Source organism: Proteiniphilum acetatigenes DSM 18083 (assembly GCF_000380985.1).
Classification (GTDB): domain Bacteria; phylum Bacteroidota; class Bacteroidia; order Bacteroidales; family Dysgonomonadaceae; genus Proteiniphilum; species Proteiniphilum acetatigenes.
Window position 1 is genome coordinate 1 of sequence record NZ_KB905703.1, and the last position, 23,968, is coordinate 23,968.

General features: G+C 46.0%; 15 protein-coding genes, 1 pseudogene and 1 riboswitch. All 16 genes and pseudogenes read right to left on the reverse strand.

Features of this window, described 5'->3' with window-relative positions; all coding sequences use genetic code 11:
* A pseudogene (locus F597_RS22720) lies at nucleotides 1–221 on the reverse strand (hypothetical protein); the annotation flags it as partial.
* A 258-nt stretch (nucleotides 222–479) separates the two neighbouring features.
* A complete protein-coding gene (locus F597_RS0115315) occupies nucleotides 480–1,244 on the reverse strand; it encodes a creatininase family protein (protein WP_019540638.1) in 765 nt (254 codons plus the stop codon).
* Between the two features lie 110 nt (nucleotides 1,245–1,354).
* Nucleotides 1,355–3,205 (reverse strand): cobalt-precorrin-5B (C(1))-methyltransferase CbiD, encoded by a 1,851-nt coding sequence (gene cbiD, locus F597_RS0115320; protein ID WP_019540639.1) that lies wholly within the window; start codon nucleotides 3,203–3,205, stop codon nucleotides 1,355–1,357.
* A 12-nt stretch (nucleotides 3,206–3,217) separates the two neighbouring features.
* Nucleotides 3,218–4,219 (reverse strand): ABC transporter ATP-binding protein, encoded by a 1,002-nt coding sequence (locus F597_RS0115325; RefSeq protein WP_019540640.1) that lies wholly within the window; start codon nucleotides 4,217–4,219, stop codon nucleotides 3,218–3,220.
* A complete protein-coding gene (locus F597_RS0115330; protein ID WP_019540641.1) occupies nucleotides 4,219–5,253 on the reverse strand; it encodes an iron ABC transporter permease in 1,035 nt (344 codons plus the stop codon). Before F597_RS0115330 ends, F597_RS0115325 begins: the two co-directional genes overlap by 1 nt.
* Nucleotides 5,254–5,261: 8 nt before the next feature.
* Nucleotides 5,262–6,404, reverse strand: a complete 1,143-nt coding sequence (locus F597_RS0115335) for an ABC transporter substrate-binding protein (protein WP_019540642.1) — start codon at nucleotides 6,402–6,404, stop codon at nucleotides 5,262–5,264.
* Between the two features lie 24 nt (nucleotides 6,405–6,428).
* The gene (gene cobI / locus F597_RS0115340; RefSeq protein WP_019540643.1) at nucleotides 6,429–7,163 is read right to left on the reverse strand and encodes a precorrin-2 C(20)-methyltransferase; all 735 of its coding nucleotides are present in this window, start codon (nucleotides 7,161–7,163) and stop codon (nucleotides 6,429–6,431) included.
* Between the two features lie 139 nt (nucleotides 7,164–7,302).
* On the reverse strand, nucleotides 7,303–9,162 hold the full coding sequence (gene cobM / locus F597_RS0115345; RefSeq protein ID WP_019540644.1) for a precorrin-4 C(11)-methyltransferase: 1,860 nt from the start codon (nucleotides 9,160–9,162) through the stop codon (nucleotides 7,303–7,305).
* Nucleotides 9,163–9,221: 59 nt separating this feature from the next.
* On the reverse strand, nucleotides 9,222–10,406 hold the full coding sequence (cbiE, locus tag F597_RS0115350; protein ID WP_019540645.1) for a precorrin-6y C5,15-methyltransferase (decarboxylating) subunit CbiE: 1,185 nt from the start codon (nucleotides 10,404–10,406) through the stop codon (nucleotides 9,222–9,224).
* A gap of 100 nt (nucleotides 10,407–10,506) precedes the next feature.
* Nucleotides 10,507–11,919 (reverse strand): precorrin-3B C(17)-methyltransferase, encoded by a 1,413-nt coding sequence (cobJ, locus tag F597_RS0115355; RefSeq protein WP_019540646.1) that lies wholly within the window; start codon nucleotides 11,917–11,919, stop codon nucleotides 10,507–10,509.
* Nucleotides 11,920–11,948: 29 nt separating this feature from the next.
* Entirely contained in the window at nucleotides 11,949–12,875 is a 927-nt protein-coding gene (locus F597_RS0115360; RefSeq protein WP_019540647.1) for a sirohydrochlorin cobaltochelatase, read from the reverse strand.
* A 55-nt stretch (nucleotides 12,876–12,930) separates the two neighbouring features.
* On the reverse strand, nucleotides 12,931–14,400 hold the full coding sequence (locus F597_RS0115365; protein WP_019540648.1) for a PepSY domain-containing protein: 1,470 nt from the start codon (nucleotides 14,398–14,400) through the stop codon (nucleotides 12,931–12,933).
* A gap of 18 nt (nucleotides 14,401–14,418) precedes the next feature.
* Nucleotides 14,419–15,681: a DUF4374 domain-containing protein gene (locus tag F597_RS0115370; RefSeq protein WP_019540649.1), complete on the reverse strand. Its 1,263-nt coding sequence runs from the start codon at nucleotides 15,679–15,681 to the stop codon at nucleotides 14,419–14,421.
* Nucleotides 15,682–15,692: 11 nt separating this feature from the next.
* Nucleotides 15,693–18,050: a TonB-dependent receptor gene (locus F597_RS0115375; RefSeq protein ID WP_019540650.1), complete on the reverse strand. Its 2,358-nt coding sequence runs from the start codon at nucleotides 18,048–18,050 to the stop codon at nucleotides 15,693–15,695.
* Between the two features lie 86 nt (nucleotides 18,051–18,136).
* On the reverse strand, nucleotides 18,137–22,411 hold the full coding sequence (locus tag F597_RS0115380; RefSeq protein ID WP_019540651.1) for a cobaltochelatase subunit CobN: 4,275 nt from the start codon (nucleotides 22,409–22,411) through the stop codon (nucleotides 18,137–18,139).
* A gap of 47 nt (nucleotides 22,412–22,458) precedes the next feature.
* A complete protein-coding gene (locus F597_RS0115385) occupies nucleotides 22,459–23,643 on the reverse strand; it encodes a TonB-dependent receptor plug domain-containing protein (RefSeq protein WP_019540652.1) in 1,185 nt (394 codons plus the stop codon).
* Nucleotides 23,644–23,737: 94 nt separating this feature from the next.
* Nucleotides 23,738–23,944: riboswitch (cobalamin riboswitch) on the reverse strand.
* Nucleotides 23,945–23,968 lie beyond the last annotated feature (24 nt).

Sequence of the window (23,968 nt, forward strand, 5' to 3'; positions counted from 1 at the left end):
CCATATCTCCCTAATTGTAGGAAATTAATCCTGCCGGGAATGACCAGATACAAAATAAACGTCTCCATAAGGAATGATTTGAAACTTTTGTTTAACTTCGTGGTTAGTTCAATTAGAACATCACCGCAGATACCTCTATATTGGTTAAGTATGCTGGTTTTATCCATCTTTAATAGACTTTGATCAGCTATAAAGATACTGATAATCAGCTGCTTAACCATCTTTTTTATGTTAAACTATGTTATGTAAATCATTGAATTTTAATTAGTTAATTGAATATTTACCGAAGTATTGTGTACCACAAAGTAGGGAAATTTAAAAGGCCCAAAATCGCCATTACAGCAACTCCAGGCCTTGATATCTAAAAATACAGCTGTCAAAGTCGGGATTTAGTAAATATAAAAAAATTAGACTTCAATATTGCTCATAAACTGTTTTATAATTGAATGACAAACCTTCGACCAATAATTTTCAGATATTCATTCGTACATGTTATTGATATCATTTTGGGCCAACTCCAATAATACGGCAGCAACTTTCTCGGTAATTGTTTTAAAAAATCGTTTCCCTTTGTCTGCAGTCGACGCTTTAGGATCGCCAATACCGGTATCTTCCGTCACTTGCGACCAACGTCGTTCTGCCCAGAACCAACCTTGTCTTAAGGCTTCGATCTTATGTTTTTTCTCTTTTCCTTCGCCTGCCTCGTCCAATGAGAGTACTAATTCCGGCCTGAGGTGCAACAACAGGCTGGTCTCCATCTCATCGGCATGATCACCTTTGTGTTCAAAGAAATCGTCTCTCCCTTTCCATTGAAACCAATTGCATACGCAAATAAACATCTCCGGATATTTCGCCCCCAGTTCACGCGCCATAATCCTGAAATCATTGCCTCCGTGACTGTTGAGAATAACTAACTTTTTAATACCATGCCGGTTGAGATTTTCCACAATGTCATTCAGGATGATCAACTGTGTACTCGGATAAATATTCATATCGAGCCGGATATCCAACTGTCCGGTATTTACTCCGAAAGGTATATTGGGCAGTACGACCGGTCTTGCGCCTTTTTCCCATGCAATCCGGGCTGCTTCGGCTGCGATGTTTTCCGCCAGAATATTGTCCGTGGCGTAAGGTAAATGGTAGTTGTGTGCCTCGGTAGCACCCCACGGCAATACCGCCAGGTCAAAACCGGCATCCTTGACCGATTTCCAGTTCGATTCCGCTAAAATATAAGGTCTGATCATCTTTTGTTGTTTTTATAAATGATTGGACTTCCGTATGTTGATCCGTCGAAATATATGCAACTGATGAAACTTGAATAAATGAATAAAAGCAAAAGTAGATGAAAATCGCATTATTTCCAAACGCGTCCCTCTTCATCCATCAGCAATATTGTTAATTTGGCATTGGGTAACAGAGGTTCACAAACTTTCCGGCAATGATGGAGCAAAGCTTGAAAGAAGATTTTCTCCGACGCCGGAATAATCTGCCATAGTGCACGGGCAAGCATTATCTCTTCGATTTTTTCAATAGTGGCTCCGGTACAGCCGGCTTCCCTCGCTACGGATTGAATAAAACTCCTGTTCATTACGGATCTTTTACTGTGGGTATCCAGCACTCCTTCCGCGAGTTTTACAGCCTTGCCGATCATAATGCCGAGTGTCACTTCTTCAAAATTTTCCTCTGCCGCTATTTGTAATGTTTCACCGATAAAATTACCATATTGCACGAATGCCTGTGGCAATGCATCGGGATACAGAGATTTCAGGTGTCTCTCACTCTTTGCTCCCGAGTTAATAATAAGATGTTTCACCCCCAACGCTTTGGCAACTTTCGCTTCACGGTGAATGGAGTTGACAAATGCCTCACTCGAATAGGGTTTTACGATACCCGATGTGCCAATGATGGATATACCACCCACAATTCCCAATTTCGGATTAAAGGTCCTTTTGGCGATCTCTTCACCGTGGGGAACTGAAATGGTAATATCAATGCCGGTATGGAGATCGTCCGACAACTTTTCGAGTGTTTCCTGCGTTTCACGCTCTATCATTTTACGGGGTGTGGCGTTGATGGCCGGACCGCCAATTTCCAGTCCCAGTCCCGGGAGTGTTACTTTTCCCACGCCTATACCTTGTAAAAAACGTATTCCGCCGTGTGTTGAATTAATAGCGATATTGGCACATATTTCCGCTCCGTTGGTCATATCGGGGTCATCACCCGCATCTTTTAATACAGTGCAGGTCACGCTGCCATTCGGCTCGAAAACTGTACGGACGATATTGATAGTGACCGGCTCGTCGTTTGGGAGTGAAATGGTGATATCTTCTACCGGAATACCCGACAGCAATGCGGTGAGTGCCGCTTTGGCAGCGGCCGTGGCACAACTTCCCGAGGTATATCCGGTTTTCAGGTCGAAAAAACCGGGTGACAATGTTTCAATCTGCTTGCGCAAACCATGTTTGCCATAGATCGTTGCATGAGCGGAGTAGGGTAGTGGGGGCCTGCGAATAACGAGCACAGGAATACTGAGCGCCAGTGCCGTATCGATTTTCCCGGTAAAGCCACCCGATTCACCGCTCTCTTTTGTAATGATTGCTCCGGGGGACAGGCGCTGGAAAAGTGCTGACTCGTCACGTTCATCCTCATAGAACAGGATATTTTCGTGCGGGAACCCGTTTTTTTCGACAACCGCCAACGACTCATCCCGCTTCATAATACGAAAGATGCATCTGTAATTTAGCCAATAGGATTTCAGTTTGGGAATGGTATTCACTCCCGTGAGAGCAAGCAGATTATGGATATTCTTTTCTTCCAGAAAGCGGATAGCCGAATGATAGTCATCGAACCAGTGCAGGAGCGGATTGTGGGGTAGGAAACTCCGTTCGAATCGGATCACAGGGATTTGTAACTTTTGCGCCGTTATCCCAATGTTCTTATGCACATTTTCGGCAAACGGATGGGCTGCATCCACGATAAGGCGGATGTTGTGGCGAAGGCAGAAACCGGGCATCGACTCTTCGTCCAATCCGCCTGAAATACGCTTACCATGTACACAATCTATTTGTTGGGAGGCGTTTTTGGTAGAATAAAAATAGGGTTTACCCGCTTCGTCGCATACCTCCACAGCAATCCTTCCTTCGGTCGTGCCGCCGATAATGAGGATAGCAGGCTGCATGGGCTGTTTAATATCTGCATTTACCATTGGCTCTTTGAATTAATAGTAGTTCTTCATCTTCTCCAATAGTTCCTCGATACTGTCAACCCATATCTTAGGCTGATTTTCGATTGAGAGGAGGATTCGGTTCTCCACTATTTCGATAGTGTCGTATGACGGGGCATTGCGTTCAGCAAGAATACGGTTACGCAGCAATGCTTTACGGATCATGGAATAGCGTTGTCCGTGTCCGACGAGTCGTATTTGCCGGTCGAAATCATTTTCCACCCGGAACAATCCCGTGTCCTTGTCGAAAAGGATACCTTTACGGGCAAAGAAGTTACTCAAATCGCCGTTAAGAGAGAGGTCTTCGGGCGTACCGACATGGATCCGGGCGCGATCGTCCATCAACCATATTTTATCGGCGATTTGCAGTGCCAGTTCGAGATCGTGTGTGGAAAGGAAAATGGTTTTCTGCGTTTCCCGTGAAAGACGGTGCAGTAACTGCATCATCTCCACTTTGCTGGGGAAATCGAGGAAGGCAGTGGGTTCGTCCAGGAAAATGACCGGCGTATTCTGTGCCAGCGCTTTGGCAATCATCGCTTTTTGACGTTCGCCGTCACTAAGCGTATGCACCATCCGATGGGTGAGATGTGTTATCTTTACAAGAGAAATTGCTTTATCTACTTCCTTATGATCTTTCGGAGTAAGTTTGCCCCAAAAACCGGTGTAAGGGCTTCTGCCAAGTGCGACAAGCTCATGTACGCTCATATTTTTAATGTCGAGCCTTTCAGTCAATACTACGCTTATAAGCATCGCAAGCGCTTTTTCGGAATAGGCTCCGATTTCCTGTCCGTGAATGAAAACCTCTCCCGACAGTTTGGGTTGGAATGCCGAAAGAGTACGTAATAAGGTGGATTTTCCTATACCATTGGCTCCCAGCAGGCAGGTCAACTCGCTGCCAAAAATCTGTGCATCGATGTGTTGAGCCACTACTTTTACTGATTGGCGGTTTTTGTAGCCAATGGCAAGATCACGGAGTTCAATACTTTTGGTCTTCATCAGTTTACCTCATTTTTTCGTTTTCCAAACAACACCGAAATAACAATGGGTGCTCCAATCAGTGCAGTGACCGAGTTGATGGGTAACGCCCCTTCGAATCCCGGCATGCGTGCCACCAGATTGCAGAAGAGTGCCAATGCAGCTCCTGTAAGCGTGACGGCGGGAACAAGTACAATATGGTTGGAGGTGCTGAAAAGCGTACGGCAAAGATGCGGAACAGCCAACCCGAGAAATACGATAGGGCCGCAATAGGCCGTAACTACCGCCGTAAGTACACAGGAACAGGCGATTACTGTAAATCGTGCACGTTTGACGTTCAGTCCGAGGTTGCGGGCGTAATTATCACCCAGCAGCATCAGGTTGAGCGTTTTAATGAGCAGGAAAGATAAGGGGATCAATATTGCCATCACAATGACGAATGTGTGCACCTGATTCCCCGAAACTTTAGAGAAACTGCCCAATCCCCAGATCACATAAGCCCGTACATCTTCATCGTTACTGAAAAATTTCAGTACACCGATGATTGCTGTGGCAATATAGCCGATCATCACCCCCATAATCAACAAAACCACATTGCCGCGTACCCGTTGCGAGATGGCAAGTATAATAGCCATCACAGCCATAGCACCAATGATGGCGCTTACCGTAATGGCTACTTCTCCCATAAGTCCCATACGGCTCAACGCCCTGCCGCTGATACTCCCGGAAAGCAATATAATAGTAGCGACCCCCAGGCTTGCTCCGGAACTGATGCCCAATTCCGACGGACCTGCCAATGGATTGCGGAAGACCGTCTGCATCTGTAAGCCGCTGATAGATAATCCCATACCGGCCACCAATGCCGTAATAGTCTGTGGGAAGCGCGATTTCCAGACAATATTCTGCCAAATGATCTGCGACTCATCATTTTTTCCCAACAGAATATTCCATATATCGGCAAGCGGGATAGAAATGGTGCCCAACGCCAGGTTGAGCATCACCAGAACAATGATGGCAATAAATATGAAGGTGAAAAATAACGTATTACGATTCATTTAAAGAATTATTTCAAGACTTCATAATAGACCGGCGTATGATCCGGCAGCAATTCCGGATGCAAGGCCTTGATAAGGTCGGCCAGTACCACTTCAGGCTCTACGGGGGTGTTTTCGTAGAACGGTTTGTTACGCAGGCTGCAATAAACGACTTGCTTTTCTTTAAATGCTTTGAAATCGGCATAACGCGGATCAGTCTGTTCCAGTGCCTGATAAGTGAACTCTCCGTCAAAACTATTCACGATCCGCCAGAAATCGGCATTCGCGCCTTGTGAATAGACGCTTTCGAAATCAACATAAAATCCACCCGACTCGTTGTCGTTCTGCATAAAATAGTCGCCCCCCGCATCTTCAAAAAGATGTGCCAGATAGCTTTTCCCTCCCACAACATACCAGTTTCCGCCATGCATTTCGCCACTCAATACTTTGGGACGGGGTGATGCCGTGGCTGCCAGGCTCTTGAGTTCGTTATAACGCTTTTCAATTTTATCGAACTGACGGTTTGCCTGCTCTTCTATCCCCAAAAGCATGGCCGTAAACTTTATCCATTCTGCCTGTCCCAGTGGGGAACTCTCTTTGTATCCAAGAAAGGTGACCAAAGGGAAGCCCAGGTTTCTGATGGCATCATATCCCCCTTTTTTGAAAGGCGATACAAGAATAATATCCGGATTGATAGATAGGATTACCTCGTTATCGAAATTTCCTTCGATGCCGATACGGCTTGTCCTGTTCTCTTTGAGTTGCTGTTTGATCTTTTCATTGAACAGGAAACGTGTGCTATTGATTCCGGCAATTTTATCGGTCTGCTCCAACTTAATGAAGTTCGACATTTGCAGTGCCGTCATACATATCACACGTTCCACAGGTGTTTCAATAACAGTGTAATGATCGGGAATCCCTTCGGGCTTGGTACCCCGGGCTACCAATGCATAGTGATAGGTCAACGTGCTTTCATCCAATGGGTCCCGCACATCGACAAGGCGGTGTGTACCAAAATCTGTCACTTTAAATCCCTTTGCATATCTGATATGTATTTCGGTACCTTGGGATGTATCTATATTTTCCGCACTATTTTTTTCTTTTTGCGCATTGCCTTTACATCCGGTAAGAATTAAAAGACAAACAAATAGGATAGAAGTTATTTGCTTCATATGATTATTATCTTTGTTTTATTTTCAATCTCTCTCAATCTCTCTCTCAATCTTTTTTATAATAAGTAGGGAGAAATAGGGAAATAAACGTTGTGTGATTTCATTCCGATCGTTTGTATAAAACTCTTTTTGGGCAATTCCCACGTTTTCAAAATAATGGAATTGTGCTTCGGAAAGGGCCTCAACAGTTTTTTTTATGGTATCTTTCTGTTGTGAGAGTTTCATTAATACGACTGACTTTCCGGCTTCCACTTCCATCACGATCTCTTCAGTCGACGTGCCGGAAGGAAAAACCGACAATCGTTCATCCTGCTTTACTACATGAATACCAGCCAATGCACCGCATGCAATGAAGGCGGGAACGCCGGCAATATGTTGTACGTCAATATCCATTTCTTCCAGTTTGTCGGAAATATAATGGACGGAAGAGTAGAAGCCTGAATCGCCTTCCGCGACAAATGCCACTGACCGCCCTGTCTGATAACATCCCGCAATTTCAATGGCAATATCACTATATACTTTCTCCGCAAGAGTGCGGTCTTTGCTCATCGGCACTAAAAAGATCCTTATTTTTTGTGTATCAATACTGATCTCATCCAGGATATCTTTTGCCCGTGACAGAGGTTTCCCGTCCGATTGCGTGGCCGGACAATAAATTATAGAGACCTCCTGCAATGTCTTTAGTGCTTTCAGTGTAACCAGTCCGGCATCGCCAGGACCAAGAGAGACACAAACAGGTAATTGTTTTTTTATTTCCATTTTTTCTGTCATTGATATAAAACAGTTTCTAAATTCCTACAGTGACTATTCAAGACCGGTCGTTACCTTATTCTTTCATTTCTCCACACTCCTCGTCTCCCCAGTCTTCCTTCCCACTGTCCCACCTTCCACATTCCCACTAACTCCTGAACAGATGTTTAAACTCGTCAGCATACAGCCGTGAAAGCCCGTGGCGGTTATCAATGGCTTCACCTACCACGATCATTGTCGTTAGCGTGAGGTCATTATCGCGGATAATCTTTGCCAGGTCTTTTAACTCTCCGCGATAGATCCGCTCATCTTTCCATGTGAGTTTGTAACAGGCTGCTACAGGTGTGAAAGGAGGATAATGTTCCAGCAACTCCCTTTGCACATCTTCGGCTATGGCTGCGCTCAGGAAAATACACATTGTACTTTGCGAGCGGGCAAGCAGGCGCAACTTCTCCTTCTCCGGCATGGGGGTACGCCCTTCACCACGCGTAAGGATAATGGTTTGTACTTTCCCGGGAATGGTAAATTGTGACCGTAATGCTGCTGCCGCTGCCTGAAACGACGAAATACCGGGTGTAATGTGATACGACATGCCGTGTGCATCGAACAGGGCCATTTGCTCCTGTATAGCGCCGTAAATGCAGGGATCACCCGTGTGTAGGCGCACAATAAGTTTACCCTGGTCGTAAAATTCTTTCATTATAGCGAATTGCTCTTCGAGGCTCATCGGGGCCGAGCTGCGTACTGTCGCTCCTTTTTTTGCATAGTGTGTCAGTTCCTCCGGAACTAGGCTGCCTGCATAGAGAATCAAATCGGCGGCTTCCAGAAAATATTTTCCTTTCAACGAAACCAATTCGGGATCTCCTGGCCCGGCTCCCACGATTTCGATATGTCCGTGGCGTAACGCGTTCCTGTTGATTGCCAAAGAGAATGTGAAGTCATTACCTTCGCTTAATAGCCCTTTCTGTTTCTCCAGGATTAACAGTCCCATTTCAGAGGCTTTCAGCGCCGAAGCTTCCGACACACCTGGCACGGATGTCACACTAGCCACTTTATCAGATGGATTGGGTACGTCTATGCCTTCTAACTCGGATGCGGTGTAGATCTGTAAAGGTACGTTGTAACGTTGGGAAAGATCGTACAACAGTGGTTCATCCTTTTTTAATTCGATAGAGGAAATGCCTGCGATTGCTTCTTTCGCCACATGTTTCTCCGACAGAAAACGATCAATATATTCACCTATCCCGGCAGGACTGCACAACTTACGACAACCGACGCCCAACTGCAATACTCTCGGGTGAAAATAAATCACGGGAACAGGAGAATGGGGATATAAGAATGGAGTGACGGCGATCAATAATTCATATTTTTCCCAGGCAATATTTTCAATGGAATAGAAAATATCAGTATGCCCGGGTTTGGTGCGCTCCAAATAATCACAACCGGCATCTTTTATATCGAGCAATAATGCCGTTGGTCTTTTATTGACGAAGGTCGTAAGTGGATGATTGAAGTTTCGGGCAGTAGTATGTGTTGTCCATCCAAACTGTTCTCCCAGTGTGTCCAGAGCCCACAATCCGGTGTTGTCACTTTGCGTGGTGATGACCTCTTCGCCGCCTATAATGCGTGCCAACCGTTCGCTGAAAATGTTGGCGCCACCTACATGTCCCGATAAAACGGAAATAACGTATTTTCCGGTACTGTCGATATTAATGACCGCCGGATCGGTATGTTTATTCTTTATACAGGGTGCAATGCTACGCACACAAATGCCCATTGCCCCGATAAAGACCAGTACATCGACTGTCGGGAACAATTGTTTTACTCCTTTTGAAAAGGATGATATCTGTACGCACCCTTCTATAGGGGACTTTGTATAGATAACCGTTTCGGGTAGCTCGTGTTGGATCAAACGAGCGATCCCGATAGCGGTTTCCGAAACCAGTATAACGGCAAGTGTTGCCTGTTCAGGTTTGTCTGTTTCAGATTGTATGCTGGAGTTATTCATCTTTCTATTTTTCTATTCTGTTTCAATAGTCTTATGATTTTGAATATTAGCGCTTTCAGCTATTTGGTTGCTTTCATCACATCAATCGAGTTGAAATCATCCGTTTGGATACGGATCGTTTGCCTCAATTGAAGGTTATATTTGGTGATGGCATTCAGAAATAGCCGGCGGCTCTCTTCCGATACAGAGTTGAAGACGATCACTCCGTCATCGACCAAAAGCTCGCTGATTTTTTCTATGATCTCATCCATCTTTCCTCCGTGTCCGCCAATGAAAACTGCGTCGGGGCTGGGGTAGGGAGTAGTATCGATTTGTGCGAAATCGCCAATGACCGTCTCGATACCGGGTGTACCGAATTTTCTTGCGTTATCGTGCATCAACTGTTCCCCCTCAGTGCGTTGTTCGAATGCCACAATACGCAGGTGTGGAAATTGCAGCTTTGCCTCCACCGATACTGAACCGGTACAGAAACCGATGTCCCAGAAAACGTGGCGATCATGCAAATCAAGCATACTGAGCGACAGTAACCGGATAGGCATTTTGGTAATCATCCTGGCTCTTCCGTCAAGCAAATGAAAATCGGATTCCGGAATGCCGAACTGGCGCGGACGTACATATGTACGCCGTAAGATGAGATTATTAGGATATGCGAATATTTTACCAATCACCTCCTCCAATCTCCAGTCCGATACTTTCTCTTTTTCTTCGTTACCAAGCAGTTCGCCCACCGATATGGTATAGTTGCCATAACCATACTCCAGCATCCGCGCGGCAATAGTAGCGGGCGTGTGCTCCTTATTATCGGTCAGCACCCCGATCTTTTCGTAACCCCGTATCAGCGCTTCATCCAATTTGTCCCACGGACGTCCCGTAAGTGACACGATATGCATATCGTGATAGGGCATCAGGAGCCGGTGTGCTAATAATTGCAAAGAGTGGAAGAATGGGAAAACCTTCACTTTTGCTTCCGGCATTTCCCGCAGCACCGTATTGGCAAAACCATAGAATAGCGGATCACCCGATGCGAAAATCACCACGGCTTCGTGTATACGATATTGCAGGAAGACATCCGAAAGAGGCACGGTAATGGGAATCCACACATGCTTCCCTGGCAGATAGGACTTTACGATCTCGTAATGCCGCGCCCCACCCGAAAAGACAGCGTGCGATTGTATCACCTGCCGTACTTCGGGTGTAAAGAACTGTTCACGGTTATCGTCTATACCTATGATAAAGAAGTTCATTTCGGTTTACACATTCATTTGTTTATTCTTTTTGCCTAACGTAAGCAACTAAAAAGAAGCTCTTTAGATATTTTGTGGGGACCCATAACTCGCCTACATTCTACATATCCCTTCCCGGCTTTAGTTGCGCTGCATCATCGAGCGTGAGGATAGAATTCACAAGGGTGGCAGCAAGATTGCTTCCGCCCTTACGTCCCTCCACGATCAGCTTGGGGATATGCCTGAACGGCTTGGTCATATGTTTCGATTCCCGTACATTGACAAAGCCTACCGGTGCGGCAATAATGCCCGCGGGTTCAGCAGTCCCTTTCCGGATCAATTCGCACAGTTCGATAAGCGCAGTGGGTGCATTTCCGAAGACGAACAACGCCTCGGGATGTTCCGCCACCGCCAGGCGGATACCGGCTTGCGTCCGGGTAATCCCTTTCTCTTCCGCCAATGCCGCTACGCGCGGATCATACAAATAGCATTTGGGCTCTATTCCCAGCCGCTCCAAAGCTCCTTTGCGGATGCCGGAAACGACCATGGTTACATCCGAGATAATATGCCTGATCCGCCCGTCCCTGCATTGCTTATGCAGCTTTTCTACGGCGCCTCCGTCGGTATAGAGGATATTCTCCATATCGAAGTCGGCTGTCGTATGGATCGCATGCAGCAATGCCCATTTCTTGTCCAACGCAATATCCCGGTTTTTCAGTTCACTGTCGATCGTCCGGAAACTGCGGATCATGATATCCTGTCCTATATTCTTGGCGCCGTTGTCGATATCTTCACGATAGTAACCCCGGGGAGTGATAAAGGTGTTGTCTGCAGAAAAGTAGGATTGGGAGTTACCGATGATCACCACCGTAAACATATCCACCTCTTCGGGATCAAATTTTTCCAGTGTGGTGACTTTGGTTTGCTGTTCTTCACGTCCCGCCTGGCGGACATAACCTACCGGTGTCTCGGGCGAACAGTATTGCAAAAAGATCTCCTGCAAACGGTACAGTTGCCAATATCTTCCCTTGCTCCTGGGATTGTAGACCGCCGTAACAAAGTCGGCGGATGCAGCTGCTTCAATTCGTTTCTCGATCTTCTCCCAGGGTGTCATCAGGTCGGAAAGAGAAATCACACAGAAATCATGCCCTACCGGACAACCCAACAAGGCGGCTGCTTTCTGAAATGCGCTGATACCGGGCAGGACTTCCACTTCCACATCGCTGTTCCGCTCTGTTTTCATCTCATAGACGAGCGGGGCCATGCCGTAGATCCCTGCATCACCGGAGCTGATCACACAAACCGTTTTACCCTGTTCCGCATATTCAAAAGCCTGTAAAGCCCGCTCGCGTTCTTTTTTCATGCCTGTATCTATACAGACCGTCCCGGGTTTGATGATATTTTCAACAAACCGGAAATAGTATTTATATCCCACAATGACATCAGATACGGCAATCGCATCAAGCACTGCAGGTGTAATATCTTCTTTGCCTCCAGGGCCTATGCCGGCAACAATGATCTTTCCTTTCAACATGATTTTATTTATATTGTAAAGTTGCTTTTTTATTCCTCTTTTTCTCCCGTTTGACGGTACTTCGCTTTCTTTTCCAGAATATCCAGCTTACGGTGAAGGGTTTTGAAAGTAAGATGGTCGATAAAAAGATCCTGTATGGCAACATTTTGCCCGAGTCCCTGCATTTTTACGTCGACGGTATAGCCTGTCTTTTCGAGTTTTTCTTTCCAGTCGCCCTCGATATCGTTTTTGGCATGTTCGCCTGCTACAAACATAAATGGAACCAGTACGACATTTTTCAACCCTGACTGTTGCAACTGAGCGAGCATATCATCATATTCGGGATAACCTTCGATGGTTCCTACGAAGAAATTCTGATGACCTTTCGCTTTCAGCATATAATCGAGCATGGCGTACTGTGCCGTGGTGGAATCGTATGTGCCGTGTCCTACCAAAACATAGCCGAGATTTTTATCGGTTTCTTTGGTAATTGCCGCAATGACCGCTTTATAATCGTGGGGGTCGAAAAGCAGGGGATTCCCAATACGGATCTCCTTAAATTCATCTCTTACTTCATCCGCATTTCTCTCGAGCGATTCCATCTCTTTACCATCAATAATGGTGGAGGACTGAATAAGGATATGGGTATATCCTTCCGATTTGAGTTGTTGAAGCGCTTCGAGTGGATCCTGTTTTGCGATTCCTCTGTCACCCAGACGCTTTATCACAATACGCGAAGTATATGCTTCACGTACTTCAAGATCCGGAAACTGTTGTTTTACCCGGTCGTTCAGCACATCGATTGTCAATGCACGCGTGTCGTCGTGTGTCGTACCGAAATGCACCATCAGGATGGCCGCTTTGTCACCGGCCTGCAGCGAACTAAAAAAGTCGGAATGTTCATAATTGCCGCCGCCATGAGCCAATAAACCGAACGTTGTGAGTAACATAATGAAAGAAATAAAAATCGTTCTCATTGTATAGTTGTTATTTAAAAAGTTGATATTTACATATTTATTATAGTTAGATATCTTATCTGTTCATCTTGCGTATGCGTCTGACAGTATATTTTATCCCCATCCACACGCCGGATAAAGAAATTAATCCTACGCCTATGCAGAGTGCCCATATAACGATTGTCCACAACACGGGTCTCTCCACTAACCATTTTATATGCAGGTAGTGCAAGCCACTGTACAGCCATTTTTTTGCTTTCCGGCTTTTGTTCAGATAGTGGAAATTACCCGATTTGGGATCGATGTAATAACGGCTTTTATCCGCATTGTCCACCTCCACTTTATAGGCCGGAAGCGGGAGTTCCCTCTTCCTGGGAAGATAATACTCTTCATATTGGTCGATGAGCGTGACTGTAAATGCTTCATTGTTTTTATGAATGCGGGAGATCGCTTTTTCTATTTGCGATTGGGGAAGATAAAGTTCTTTCACTTCCCCGGTTGAAGCATCGATACAGACCGCACTGTCTTTTACAATAATATTGTAAACGGGGGTATCCTGAAAATGGCTCCACTCAACTGATTTAATATCAGCATATTGTTGTGTAAGGCTACGGTAGTCCAATATATATGTATCCAATGATAATGGTTGTCCTCTCATTTTCGTGCTGCTGACGCGGTAATCTCCATGTGTTTTGATGATCCACTGAGGTATCCTTTGCAGTGCCATGGCTCCGCTCAACGCCCATGTGGCAGCAAAGATACCGAATGTAAGACCCAGGATATGATGCCATTTCCAGGTGAATTTCTTATAGGGAATTATATTCCGTTTAACCCTGTATCTCCGTATGGAAACGGATATTCCCACGAATAGACCGGATAATGCAACTGCAAGCGCGATAAATCCGCTGACTGTCAGGATCGTTATCCATGCATCGGTATGCTGACGGATGAACGGGAAGTAGAATTTGTGGGGTATAGCGCCCAACCATGCCCAGATCCGTTGTGCTTTATCGGTGAATTGCAATACTTCACCGGTTTTTGACGAGATATACAACTGCTGTTTTTCAGGATTAGTAAAATAGAGTTTATAAATGGGCATCTCATTTAAGTAGCGTGTATACATGATCCATTGATCCCGTTCGTATAGCGTATCCAGTCTAACAACGGGCGAGTTCACCCATTTTTTTGCAATGCCCTCTATGGTTTCCGCTGTGATCGGTTTTATGTGCCGACCTGTTTCTGCACAGATGGTATAAAGGCTGTCTTTTGTTTTGATCGAAAACAGTGTTTGGTTTTGGAAATTTTTAAGGCTGATATTGCTGACACTCTCTCCCGGTATCTGTTGTTGGGACAGGAGTGTACGGATATCAGCTAAAGAATCAGGCAGGGCATCCATATTCTCGTTTATCTGAGTCTGCGAAACATTGGGGAATGGATGATAGACGAGCACCAATCCCGAAATGGTCCACATCAGAAAGAACAAAGAAATGATTGTTCCGGCTATCCTGTGAAATGAGAATACAAAAGCCCTGACCTTTTTCTTCATTTGAATAGTGTACTCAGATTAATTTAAAGCAACGATACGGGAGAAATCATAACCTTCCTCAATGCTTATCGTTTTTTTCATTGTTCCGGTAGGAATATCATAGCTGTATACGCACGGTAAGTTACCTTTACCTTTTGGATTTACGCCGATATAAGCCGTGTTCCCTATTACAACGGAACGCTGTGAGAAATTGCCGGAACTATGAGGCAGACCTAATCTCTCCAGTCTATCCGTTTTTAGATCCAGGATGGCATAGTAGCAATTATAATCGGCACCCCATCCGTCTGCTCCGGTATATTCAGGATCCATAACATAGAGTAATGCCTTTCCGGAAGTCAGTAATTCTGCTGTTACAATTTTGCCCTTGCCACTCGATGGTGTTATGTAGCCGAAATAGTCTTTATCAAATTCTGTCTGGCCATTTTTTATACGGACCAACGATCCGTGTTGTTGTGTGGTACTTGTTGCACCTTCATTGACTGTGTTGCACGCCAGATAATAGTCGCCGTTTGTATCGAAAAACGATTTGCTCTGGAGCAGTTCTCCATAAGCCGTACCCGCCATCATTTCCGCGCGTTCTTCTGTAATCACTTTTTCTACTTTCATATCGGAAGGATTAATAAAGGCCAGGTGAAAACGCTCCTTGTCTTTGTTGTCGAGGTAAGAATAGAGGATCTTGCCATCGCCTGCACGGAAACTGGCAATACCGGATGTGCTGAATTGGGCTATCTCCGGTGCTGATGCAGGAAATTCCAGGGTTCCCTCGCTTATTATCGTCATATTTTCCGCATCCAATTTTGTCCAGATCACTTTGGAGGCATCGCCGTTGGCCGCCATAATCACCAGTGTGTTTTTGTTGATCCAAGCATGCGTATAACGGCGGTCTTTATAAGTATTACTCCCGAAAGCCACCTCTTTGACTGTCACAATACGTTCATTGGTAATGATGTACTTACCGAAGCGGTCTTTTTCTTTTGGTATCTGATAATAATAGGGTGCTTTAATAATGGATTCCTGATCCATTTTTGCTGTAACATCCAGTCCTGATCCTTTAAAATCAACGATTTCGGTGCCATCCAGACTTTTGAGACCCTTGACTATTAAAGAAGCCGTGGACCCCATACCTGCTCCACCTCCAAGGGATACCCATATATTAAAAGGTTCCGGAGTGGGAACTCCGTCGTCCGGATTGTCATTGCCATTGCCATCCGAACAGGCAAAACTCAGCAACCCTGCTGTTGCGATGAGAAATGTTTTAAAAAGAAATTGTAAAGATTTCATTTTGAATAATTTTAATTGATAAATAACCTGAATTTGCAAAAGAATGAGCGCCCCGGCTTCTGTAACAAATAGTTGTCATAGGTGAGGCGGTCGAAAATATTGTTACACTCCAGCGAAACGCTGTATTTTTCGTTTCTAATGGAATAAGTCAGTTGTAGGCTGTTGAGGTACTGGGTGGGGATAGTCGCTTTAGATTCGAGTATTCCGTAACCTTCCCAGGTCAGGTAAAACCAGTGTACATATTGAAAGATATAGGCCAGTTTCAGTTGATTCTCTTTCTGTCCGAATATATCGTGTTTCCTGAAATTCAATTCCACATTGCTATACAGCCATGGGCGGTTAGGCATACGATTGTTGTAAGTTATATCAGGTTTTCCGTTCGCCTGATAGCGGGTTTTGTTCTTTTCATCCAGATAGCTGGCATTGGCTACAAGTTGAATAGAATTGTTATAGTCGTACCGTAGTTCACCTTCAATTCCCTTTACCGAAACGTTATTTACATTAGCATATTGGCTCATACCCTCCGCTTCGGTAATTACCAGCCGGATATAATTTTCAACTTTACGTATAAACCCTGTTGCTTCGTAATACAATCGATGCCGCGGTGCAAGATCGACTGTTCCGAAAACGCCCAGATTGAAATTATTGCTTGTTTCAGGATCCAGCTTGAAATTGGGATATACTGTTGTTCCGTTTCCCAGATACTCACGGGCCAAAGGAAGCCTGACACTGTTTTCATAGGAAGCTTTTACCGAGAGCCATTCAAAAAATCGGAACCGGCTCGCCAGGCCATATCCCCAACTTTCGGAAGTAGAGGATCCGGGCATTTGAGATGAGCCTGTAATCCAACTCAAATCCTGTTGTCCTATCTCAAGATGATTGATATAGCTTTTTCCGAAAAGCGTATTGTCTAACCGCCTTTCCAACAAACGCTGGTTGTAAGAAAGGCCAATGATATGTTTACTCAGGATATCTTCCGATGGTTCAAAATCTTTGTCGATATCATCGTATCGGTTATTCTTTATATGATTCAACAAATAGTTCAGGTTGAGCGAATGATTTTCATTCAACGTATAGTTGAAGTTCGAGCGGACAACGGTCAAAGGCCGTTTGATATGCCTTACTGATTTGCCACGCCCGGTTATTTCGTTGCGCGAGCTTTCGATAAATGTACCGTCCCAACGGTATTTGCGGTAAGCGGAGTCGGTTACCACCGAATAATCCCGGGTATGGGAAACAAACATATCGGTCGTCAGGTTTTTTGTCAGAAAATCTCTTTTGCGGTATTGTGCCAGCATACCGTATGAGTTGTTCTTGCGTTTGGCTTCGCCATATACGGAAGTCTGTACACTTCCGGTTTGTATATCCTTATTTATATTTGAATAGGAAAGTGTGACAGACAGCATATCGGCCCATTTTTTATTGGCAACGCCCATTGCTATTTGGCCGACCATAGAAAAATAATCGTCGTGAAATCTTCTTGTGTTCACCCTTTTAAATTCGGCGACTGCGGCATCCCACACTTCTACGCTTTTCATCATATAGTTATTTTTGGAGTAGTTGACACCTAAACCCGGCCTGATGAAGAAATTGGTACTGGGATTTTGGTACTGCGCATTAAATTCTACCTGGTGCGAGTTGAAAGAACCGATGCTGTATGATGCATCGACATAATTTTTTACATCTTTTTTCGTGATAATGTTGATTGCTCCACCCAATGCATCGGCCCCTAATTCTGTAGGAACCACCCCTTTGTATATCTCGGTACGCTCTACTATGTTGACCGGCAGGTTTGCCAGGTTTACGCTGTTACCTATAGTAGCCAAAGGTACTCCGTCGATAAAATAACGGATTGAATTTCCCGACAGCCCGTTGATGGTCAGGTCGAAATCGGCACCCATACCGCCCTCTTCCCTTATCCTGATACCGCTGCTTCGCCCAATGATTGAATTCAGGTTGGCTATGCTGCCGGCTATGCTTCTGATATCAATTGCATTGACAGATAAATTGCCCTCTCGCAACTGCTGGTTTTTGCCTTTTCCATATACCTCGACCGGAGATAAATTAATGGTTTCTTCTTCAAGGATAAAGTCCTGTGATGTATTGTTCTTTACTTCGAGAGTCTTTATCCGGGTTTTGAAACCGATAGCAGAAATATGGATCGTATACGAGCCGGGGGGAACTTCGAGGGAATAATAGCCGTTATCATTTGAATAAGTGCCGAAAGTAGTTCCCTCCAGCGCAACCGATACGACCGGAATACCAAGACCGGACTCATCTTTGATCTCTCCCGAGATGGTAATTTTATTTTGTGCATCTACCCCTGCTGTCAGCAGGCAAAATATAATAAAAATAAATAAAAATCTCATTCCATAATAATTTTAGAATAATCCGTTGCTTTGGCGCCTGCATCTCTATATTGCATATACCTTGATCGTGTTATCCGCAACCTATTCTATTGATTTTTTCTCCTTTTCCTTATAAGGACCAATATCGTGACAAAACCGACCAGCACGACAACTGCAACGATCAAGCCGTCCAGGGCATTTTTACCTGTTTCCTGTGGTTGCGACAATGCGTCCTTTTTCAATACCATGCCGTCTTTAACTTCAGCAGAGGCTTGCTGTATCTGTCGTATTCCTTCTCTGTATTCCTGTGCGACCTCGGGTGATACCCGTTCGGCAATGAAAGCCTGTAACCTGGTATTATCACCGGAGAAATCGGAACCACTTTCCCCGAATTTTCGCACCAGACCGGTGTGCAATATGGCAAGTTCGTTCAGTTGCTCTTCCGATGCATCCCACATGCCCTTACGGGCAGTTTCGAGCATAACGGCCGATATTTCCTGCAGGGCAGCGGGATTTTCCCGTTCGAAATAGGATTGTACGTCCAGGTTGAATTTGTCCCTCACATATACGTTGTGCAATTCGTCCCACAATTCATCGTCAATGGCATCCGACTTCATCACGTTCCATCCGTACGTGTTACGGATTGTTTTTGCAAAAGTATTTGCAGACGATGCTCCGCCTTTCATTTTTTCCTTGATGTATTCCGGATTGAGTAGGGTAGTACGGCTTTCCACACCGATCGCCTCTTTCAGTTCCTGCATGCGTGAACGATTCCGGTTGCGGTAATCGGCGAGATAGGTGTCGGGCGATTTCCCGGTTACTGTTTCTACTGAAAGGTTGATACCTCCCATAAATTCATACACATGGTCGAGGCTCAATGCTCCCCATGTATTGTTCTGGCGCGGTTGCACCACGATATCGGTGTTTTGCAGCGCTACCTCGAACAGGTGTTGTGAAAAAGCACCCCATTCCTTTTCACTGCCATAGATGGCACTCATATTGTTTATATAGGTCTGTGCCACTTCCGTGGCGTCTTCCCAGGCGTCTCCCTTTTCCACCAATGACATGATACCGGTTCCGTAGTGGCCGTTCAGTCCGCCGAAGACACGCATAACCGAGAGATCACGCGCTTCAAGGGGCGAAATGCCTTTGTCCACAAGCGCCTTCTCCGATTGTACAGTACCGCCCGCCACATAGTTCTCATATTGGTCATCGCCGGCAGTAGCAGCCATTTTTACGGCGCGGGTGATCATCAGCAGGCGCGATGCCGCCAGATCACGCAACTGCCCTGATGTCTGTACCACGATATCGATACGCGGACGTCCCAATTCTTCCGACGGGATAAGCCGTAGATCGGTCACACGGTTCATGCCGTCGCGAATCGGTTCTACTCCTAACATATACAGTGCCTGTGCGAGTGTTGTCCCTTCGCTTTCAATAAATTCTCCCGCCCAGAAGGTATAGCTCACCTTGCGCGGATAGCTGCCGTGTTTACTGCGGTACTGTTCGATGGTGGCATCCGCAAGCGCCTTTCCGGCGTTCCATGCCGTGATGGTAGGTGTATTTTCAGCATTGATGGAAAACATATTCCGGCCTGTGGGCAGCGTATTGGGATTGCGTACGGCGTCTCCACCGGGTGACGGGGCAATATAGCCGCCATTGAGTCCACGCAGCAACGATTGCATCTCCTGTTCGGGTGATTCTTCGAGTAATCTTTTGTACATGCCGACATTGGATGCCGTACGTTCGATTTCCAGTATGGCGGCGGCAAATTCGCGTTCTTCATCCGTTACGGTTTCGGAATCCGCCGGCATACTGCCACCCATTCCCTTCATCTCCGTCGCTCTGGTCGATTTATCTGCTGCTGCCTTTTCCCTTTCCGCCAACATTTTCTTCACACTTTCGGGCATTTTTCCGACACGTGGCATTCCGGCGGGCATTTTTGGTTTTCCGTCTTCTTTATTGTCTTCTTCTTCTTCTTCTGTCGACGGCATACTTCCGCCCATTCCCATCATCTCCATCATTCCCGGAGGAGGGTTCAGGCGACGGTCGATAGCATGTGCCCGCTCCAGATCGGCAGGCGTAAGGCGTGCCACACCGTACAAAAGACGTTGCGGGTTGCTGTTCCCGCTTGCCAATTGTTCGCGGATCGCTTTTTTTACCGGTGTAAGGTAGTTCCCGGAAATAAAAGCATTACTTTCATATTGCTCACGCGTGATGCGCTTATTGAGCAGATCAAGGCGTGCCATGCTGTATGCCAGCGGATCGGCAGATATGGCAAGCACTGACGAGAAGATATCCTGTGTATCGTACGGTTCTCCGAGGGTATAAAGGCGCCCTGTCATTTTTTCGTTGGCGATCTCTTCAATAAAGTTTTCAATATAGGCCATTTCCTCCTCGGTATAGGGTTCCGACAGATCATCGTCGAGTTGCAGGTCACGGTGGATACCGAGTGCCACGGCTGCCGATTTCACTTCCGATGCAGCGTGCGGACGAACCTCGTCGGATGCTTTGCGCCACGCTTCCAGCTTATCGAACAGCTCATCGAAGCTATTGCGCGTACGGCTTTCCATAAACGGGGGTGTGAGGTATGATGACAGCACAGAGTGCAACCTACGTTTAGTGATAATGCCTTCACCCACGTTTGAAATACTGTAATAATAAAAATGGGGAAGCGTACCTATAAGACAATCCGCCCAATCTTCACGCGACAGGGCGGCTTGCTTGCCGGGAGTAAATTCCAGGCTGCCGTGTGTGCCGAAATGGATAAGCGCATCGGCCCGGAATCCTTTTTGCAGCCACAGGTACGAAGCGATATAAGCGTGCGGTGGCGGAACATCCGCGCCATGTACCATCTTAAAATCGTCACCGCCGATCGCGGCTCGGGGTTGTGGGAGGATCACTACATTTCCGAATTGCAATCTTGCAATAGCTACCGACGGTTCTCCATTATGCAGGCCGCTCATATAACTGCCCGGCGCTTCGCCGTAGGTATCGGTTACCTGTTTGTATTGATGGGGAGCCACCACTTCGTTTACCCACTGTTCGTAATCGGTTTTGGATATCCATTGCGGATTGCCGTTTTGCAGAAAATCGGCAAGCGCACCCTCGGCATAACTGCCCCAGACGGCACCCTGCCTTTGTAGTAGTTCGTTGAAGCCGTCAAATGTGTCGGGAAGGCCGTCCACATTGTATCCTTCGCTTTTCAGCCGTTGTAAGAAATTGTAGAGCGAGGGTGCCACTTCCAGGCCGGTAGCGACGAGTGAATTTTGTCCTGCACCGCGAAAATAGTAAATACCTAATCGTTTGTCGGCATTGGATTTGGTACGCAGGGAAAGGTAGTTGGTTACGTTGGCAATGAAATTTGCCGTGCGCTCGGGTTCGGGTTGGATCACGAAGAGATTTTCCCGTGCTTCATCTTCGGTAGAGACGACAAGCGGATAGATACCGCCGTCTATTTCGGGCAACACGATACGCGCTGTCAGGTATCCGCCAGTCGCCCCGTGCGGGTCTTCGAGCCACGCTTCACGGCTTTTACTGACCGGGAGCGGACAAAAAAGCGGAATGTCGTTTTTGGTGAGCCATTGTACGGCGGCATCATCGGCCAGTCGTCCCATCGGCATGTAGATGACCGCTTGCGGTGCAATTTCTTTCAACAATTCTAAACGCCGAGCAGAGCTTGAAAACGGATAAACATTGAATCCTTCACGGGTAAATCCGGTGATAAGACTGTCCACATAAGCGCGGTTGCCTTCTAACGGTGACATGGAACCGGAAAGCAAAGCGATACGAGGAGCACCTTCCTTGTACAGGCCTTTTTGTTGTAAATGGGAGGTTAACTCTTCCGCCGTACGGAAAAAAGTTCCCTCTTCGAGATAATAAAATATGTCGGATGGTACGATGACAGGTTTCGTTACCTCACCGCGAAACAGTTTACGGCCGTCGAATTCAGCTCTGAGATAGCCCAGCATATTGCCGAAATTGGCGCGGCTACGGTTTTCATAATAGGTGTCGAGTGTTTCCCGTTGTTCTTCCGAAAGGTTATCTCCTTTGATGCTGTTGGAGGTGAAAACGAACGAATAAACCGGAATCCCTTTTTTCTCGGCCTTTTCGATGGCTTTTACCTGCGATTCGGTAGGGCGAAACCCCGGTCCGAATACCAGAATGGCATCGTAACGCGTGAGAGAGGAGGCTTTGTCAGCTTCGACTTTTTCTACGCGGATATTCCGGTTGTCATTGGCCAGTATAAAATTCGATACCTGGTAGGTAGGAAAATGCACCAGCGCAATGCGTGTCGGTGCAAAAAAGAGCGTATAGGCGAAATAGACTGCGGCAAGCAGAACAATTGCACAGAGGGAAACAAGTAGCGTTTTTTTATTCATCTCAGGAGATCGAATTGATTATAGTTTTTTCCGATGCAGACTATAAGTTATTTTGCAGCCAACGGATACATCCGTTCCTTCACATGCAATTGAACGAATACCTGCCAATCGGCCTGTAAAAAACCGTTTATATCGTTTACACTTCGCTTCTGATTAGTATCCCCGAACTGCATAATGCTGAAATCGCTCGTCCGGTTATACTCCCCACCTCCTATAAATTGTAATTCGTCAGAAGGAGTGAAGATATCTGTCAGGCGTAGGGTTTCTACATTGGAGGTCGCATTTTTGAAGACAGAATCCTCTTGTTTCATTACCGTTTTCCGGGTATAGAAATCACCGTAATAGGTGAGTTTGAGTTGATGCGCATCACCGAGTTTCTGTTCTGCCGAAACGCCGAACGTTTGGTTCCGGCTCTTGTAGTGGTTATTCAGGATACTTTGGGGTGGATTGAATTCTTCGGTAAAAAAGAATGTACCGGAAGCCGACAATTTCGTCGTACCACGTTCCCAACCGAGTTTCTCTTCGATCTTCATCGAACTCATAGGGTTTCGGGTATAAGTTTGTTGGTTTGAGGGATTCAGATTGTATCCGTTATTCGAACTGCGGTAAAATGAGGTAAGTGATGAAAAACCGTTTTTGGCGAGACCCACACCGGCATCGGTAATCAGGTCATTGAAGCGGCCGTAGCGCACCTTTACCCATCCTTCAAGCGGTTGGGTAGGGGTTTGGGTGATGATATTGATGATCATACCGATGGCATTGGAGCCGTAAAGTACCGATGATGCACCCTTCACCACTTCAATCTGCTTGATGTTGGATAGGTTGAGCCGGTCGAAATCGATATTTCCGCCCGGTGTGTACGAAAGGCGTTCACCGTCGACCAATATCAATATATATTTGTTCTCCAATCCCTGCACCGAAATATTGTTGCCGCGCCCGTCCGCACGGAATGATAATCCCGGAACGGTAAATTCCAATGCATCTACAATGTTCTCGAAATCGTTTTGCCGAATCTGTACACCCGATACCACACGCGTGAGAACAGGTGTGTTGGCCAGTGTCTTTTCGGTACGTGTGCCGGTAACTACAATTTCGTCAAGTCCGTAATCGCTGTAAATATCAGTCGTGTCGTTAGTCCACTGACTGTAGGCGCTATCCTGTGCCACAACAGCATTCGAAGCCAGCATACCCAATACAAGCAGCATAACTGACGTACGCTTTACATACTTCATTTATGATAAATAATAAATTGGTGAATTATTCTTGCGATAGGAAGAATTCATTCATCCGGTTCTGTATCCAAAAACCCGGGACACTTTCACTTGTGTTGTTCTTGCGTTTCTGGCAGGTCTTCTGACTTACTCCCGTGTCTGAACGCCTTCCCATCCCTGATCGGGACAGTGGCATTGGGTTATTTGTTCAGCACGTAAGCGGAGCTTACAGCAGCGGGTCTGTTCAGGACTTTCACCTGATTCCCTTTTCATTCCGATCACGAGAACTCGTAATCGGAACACCAAAAATCGAGTGCAAAGATAGCTCTTTTTGTATAATAAGAGT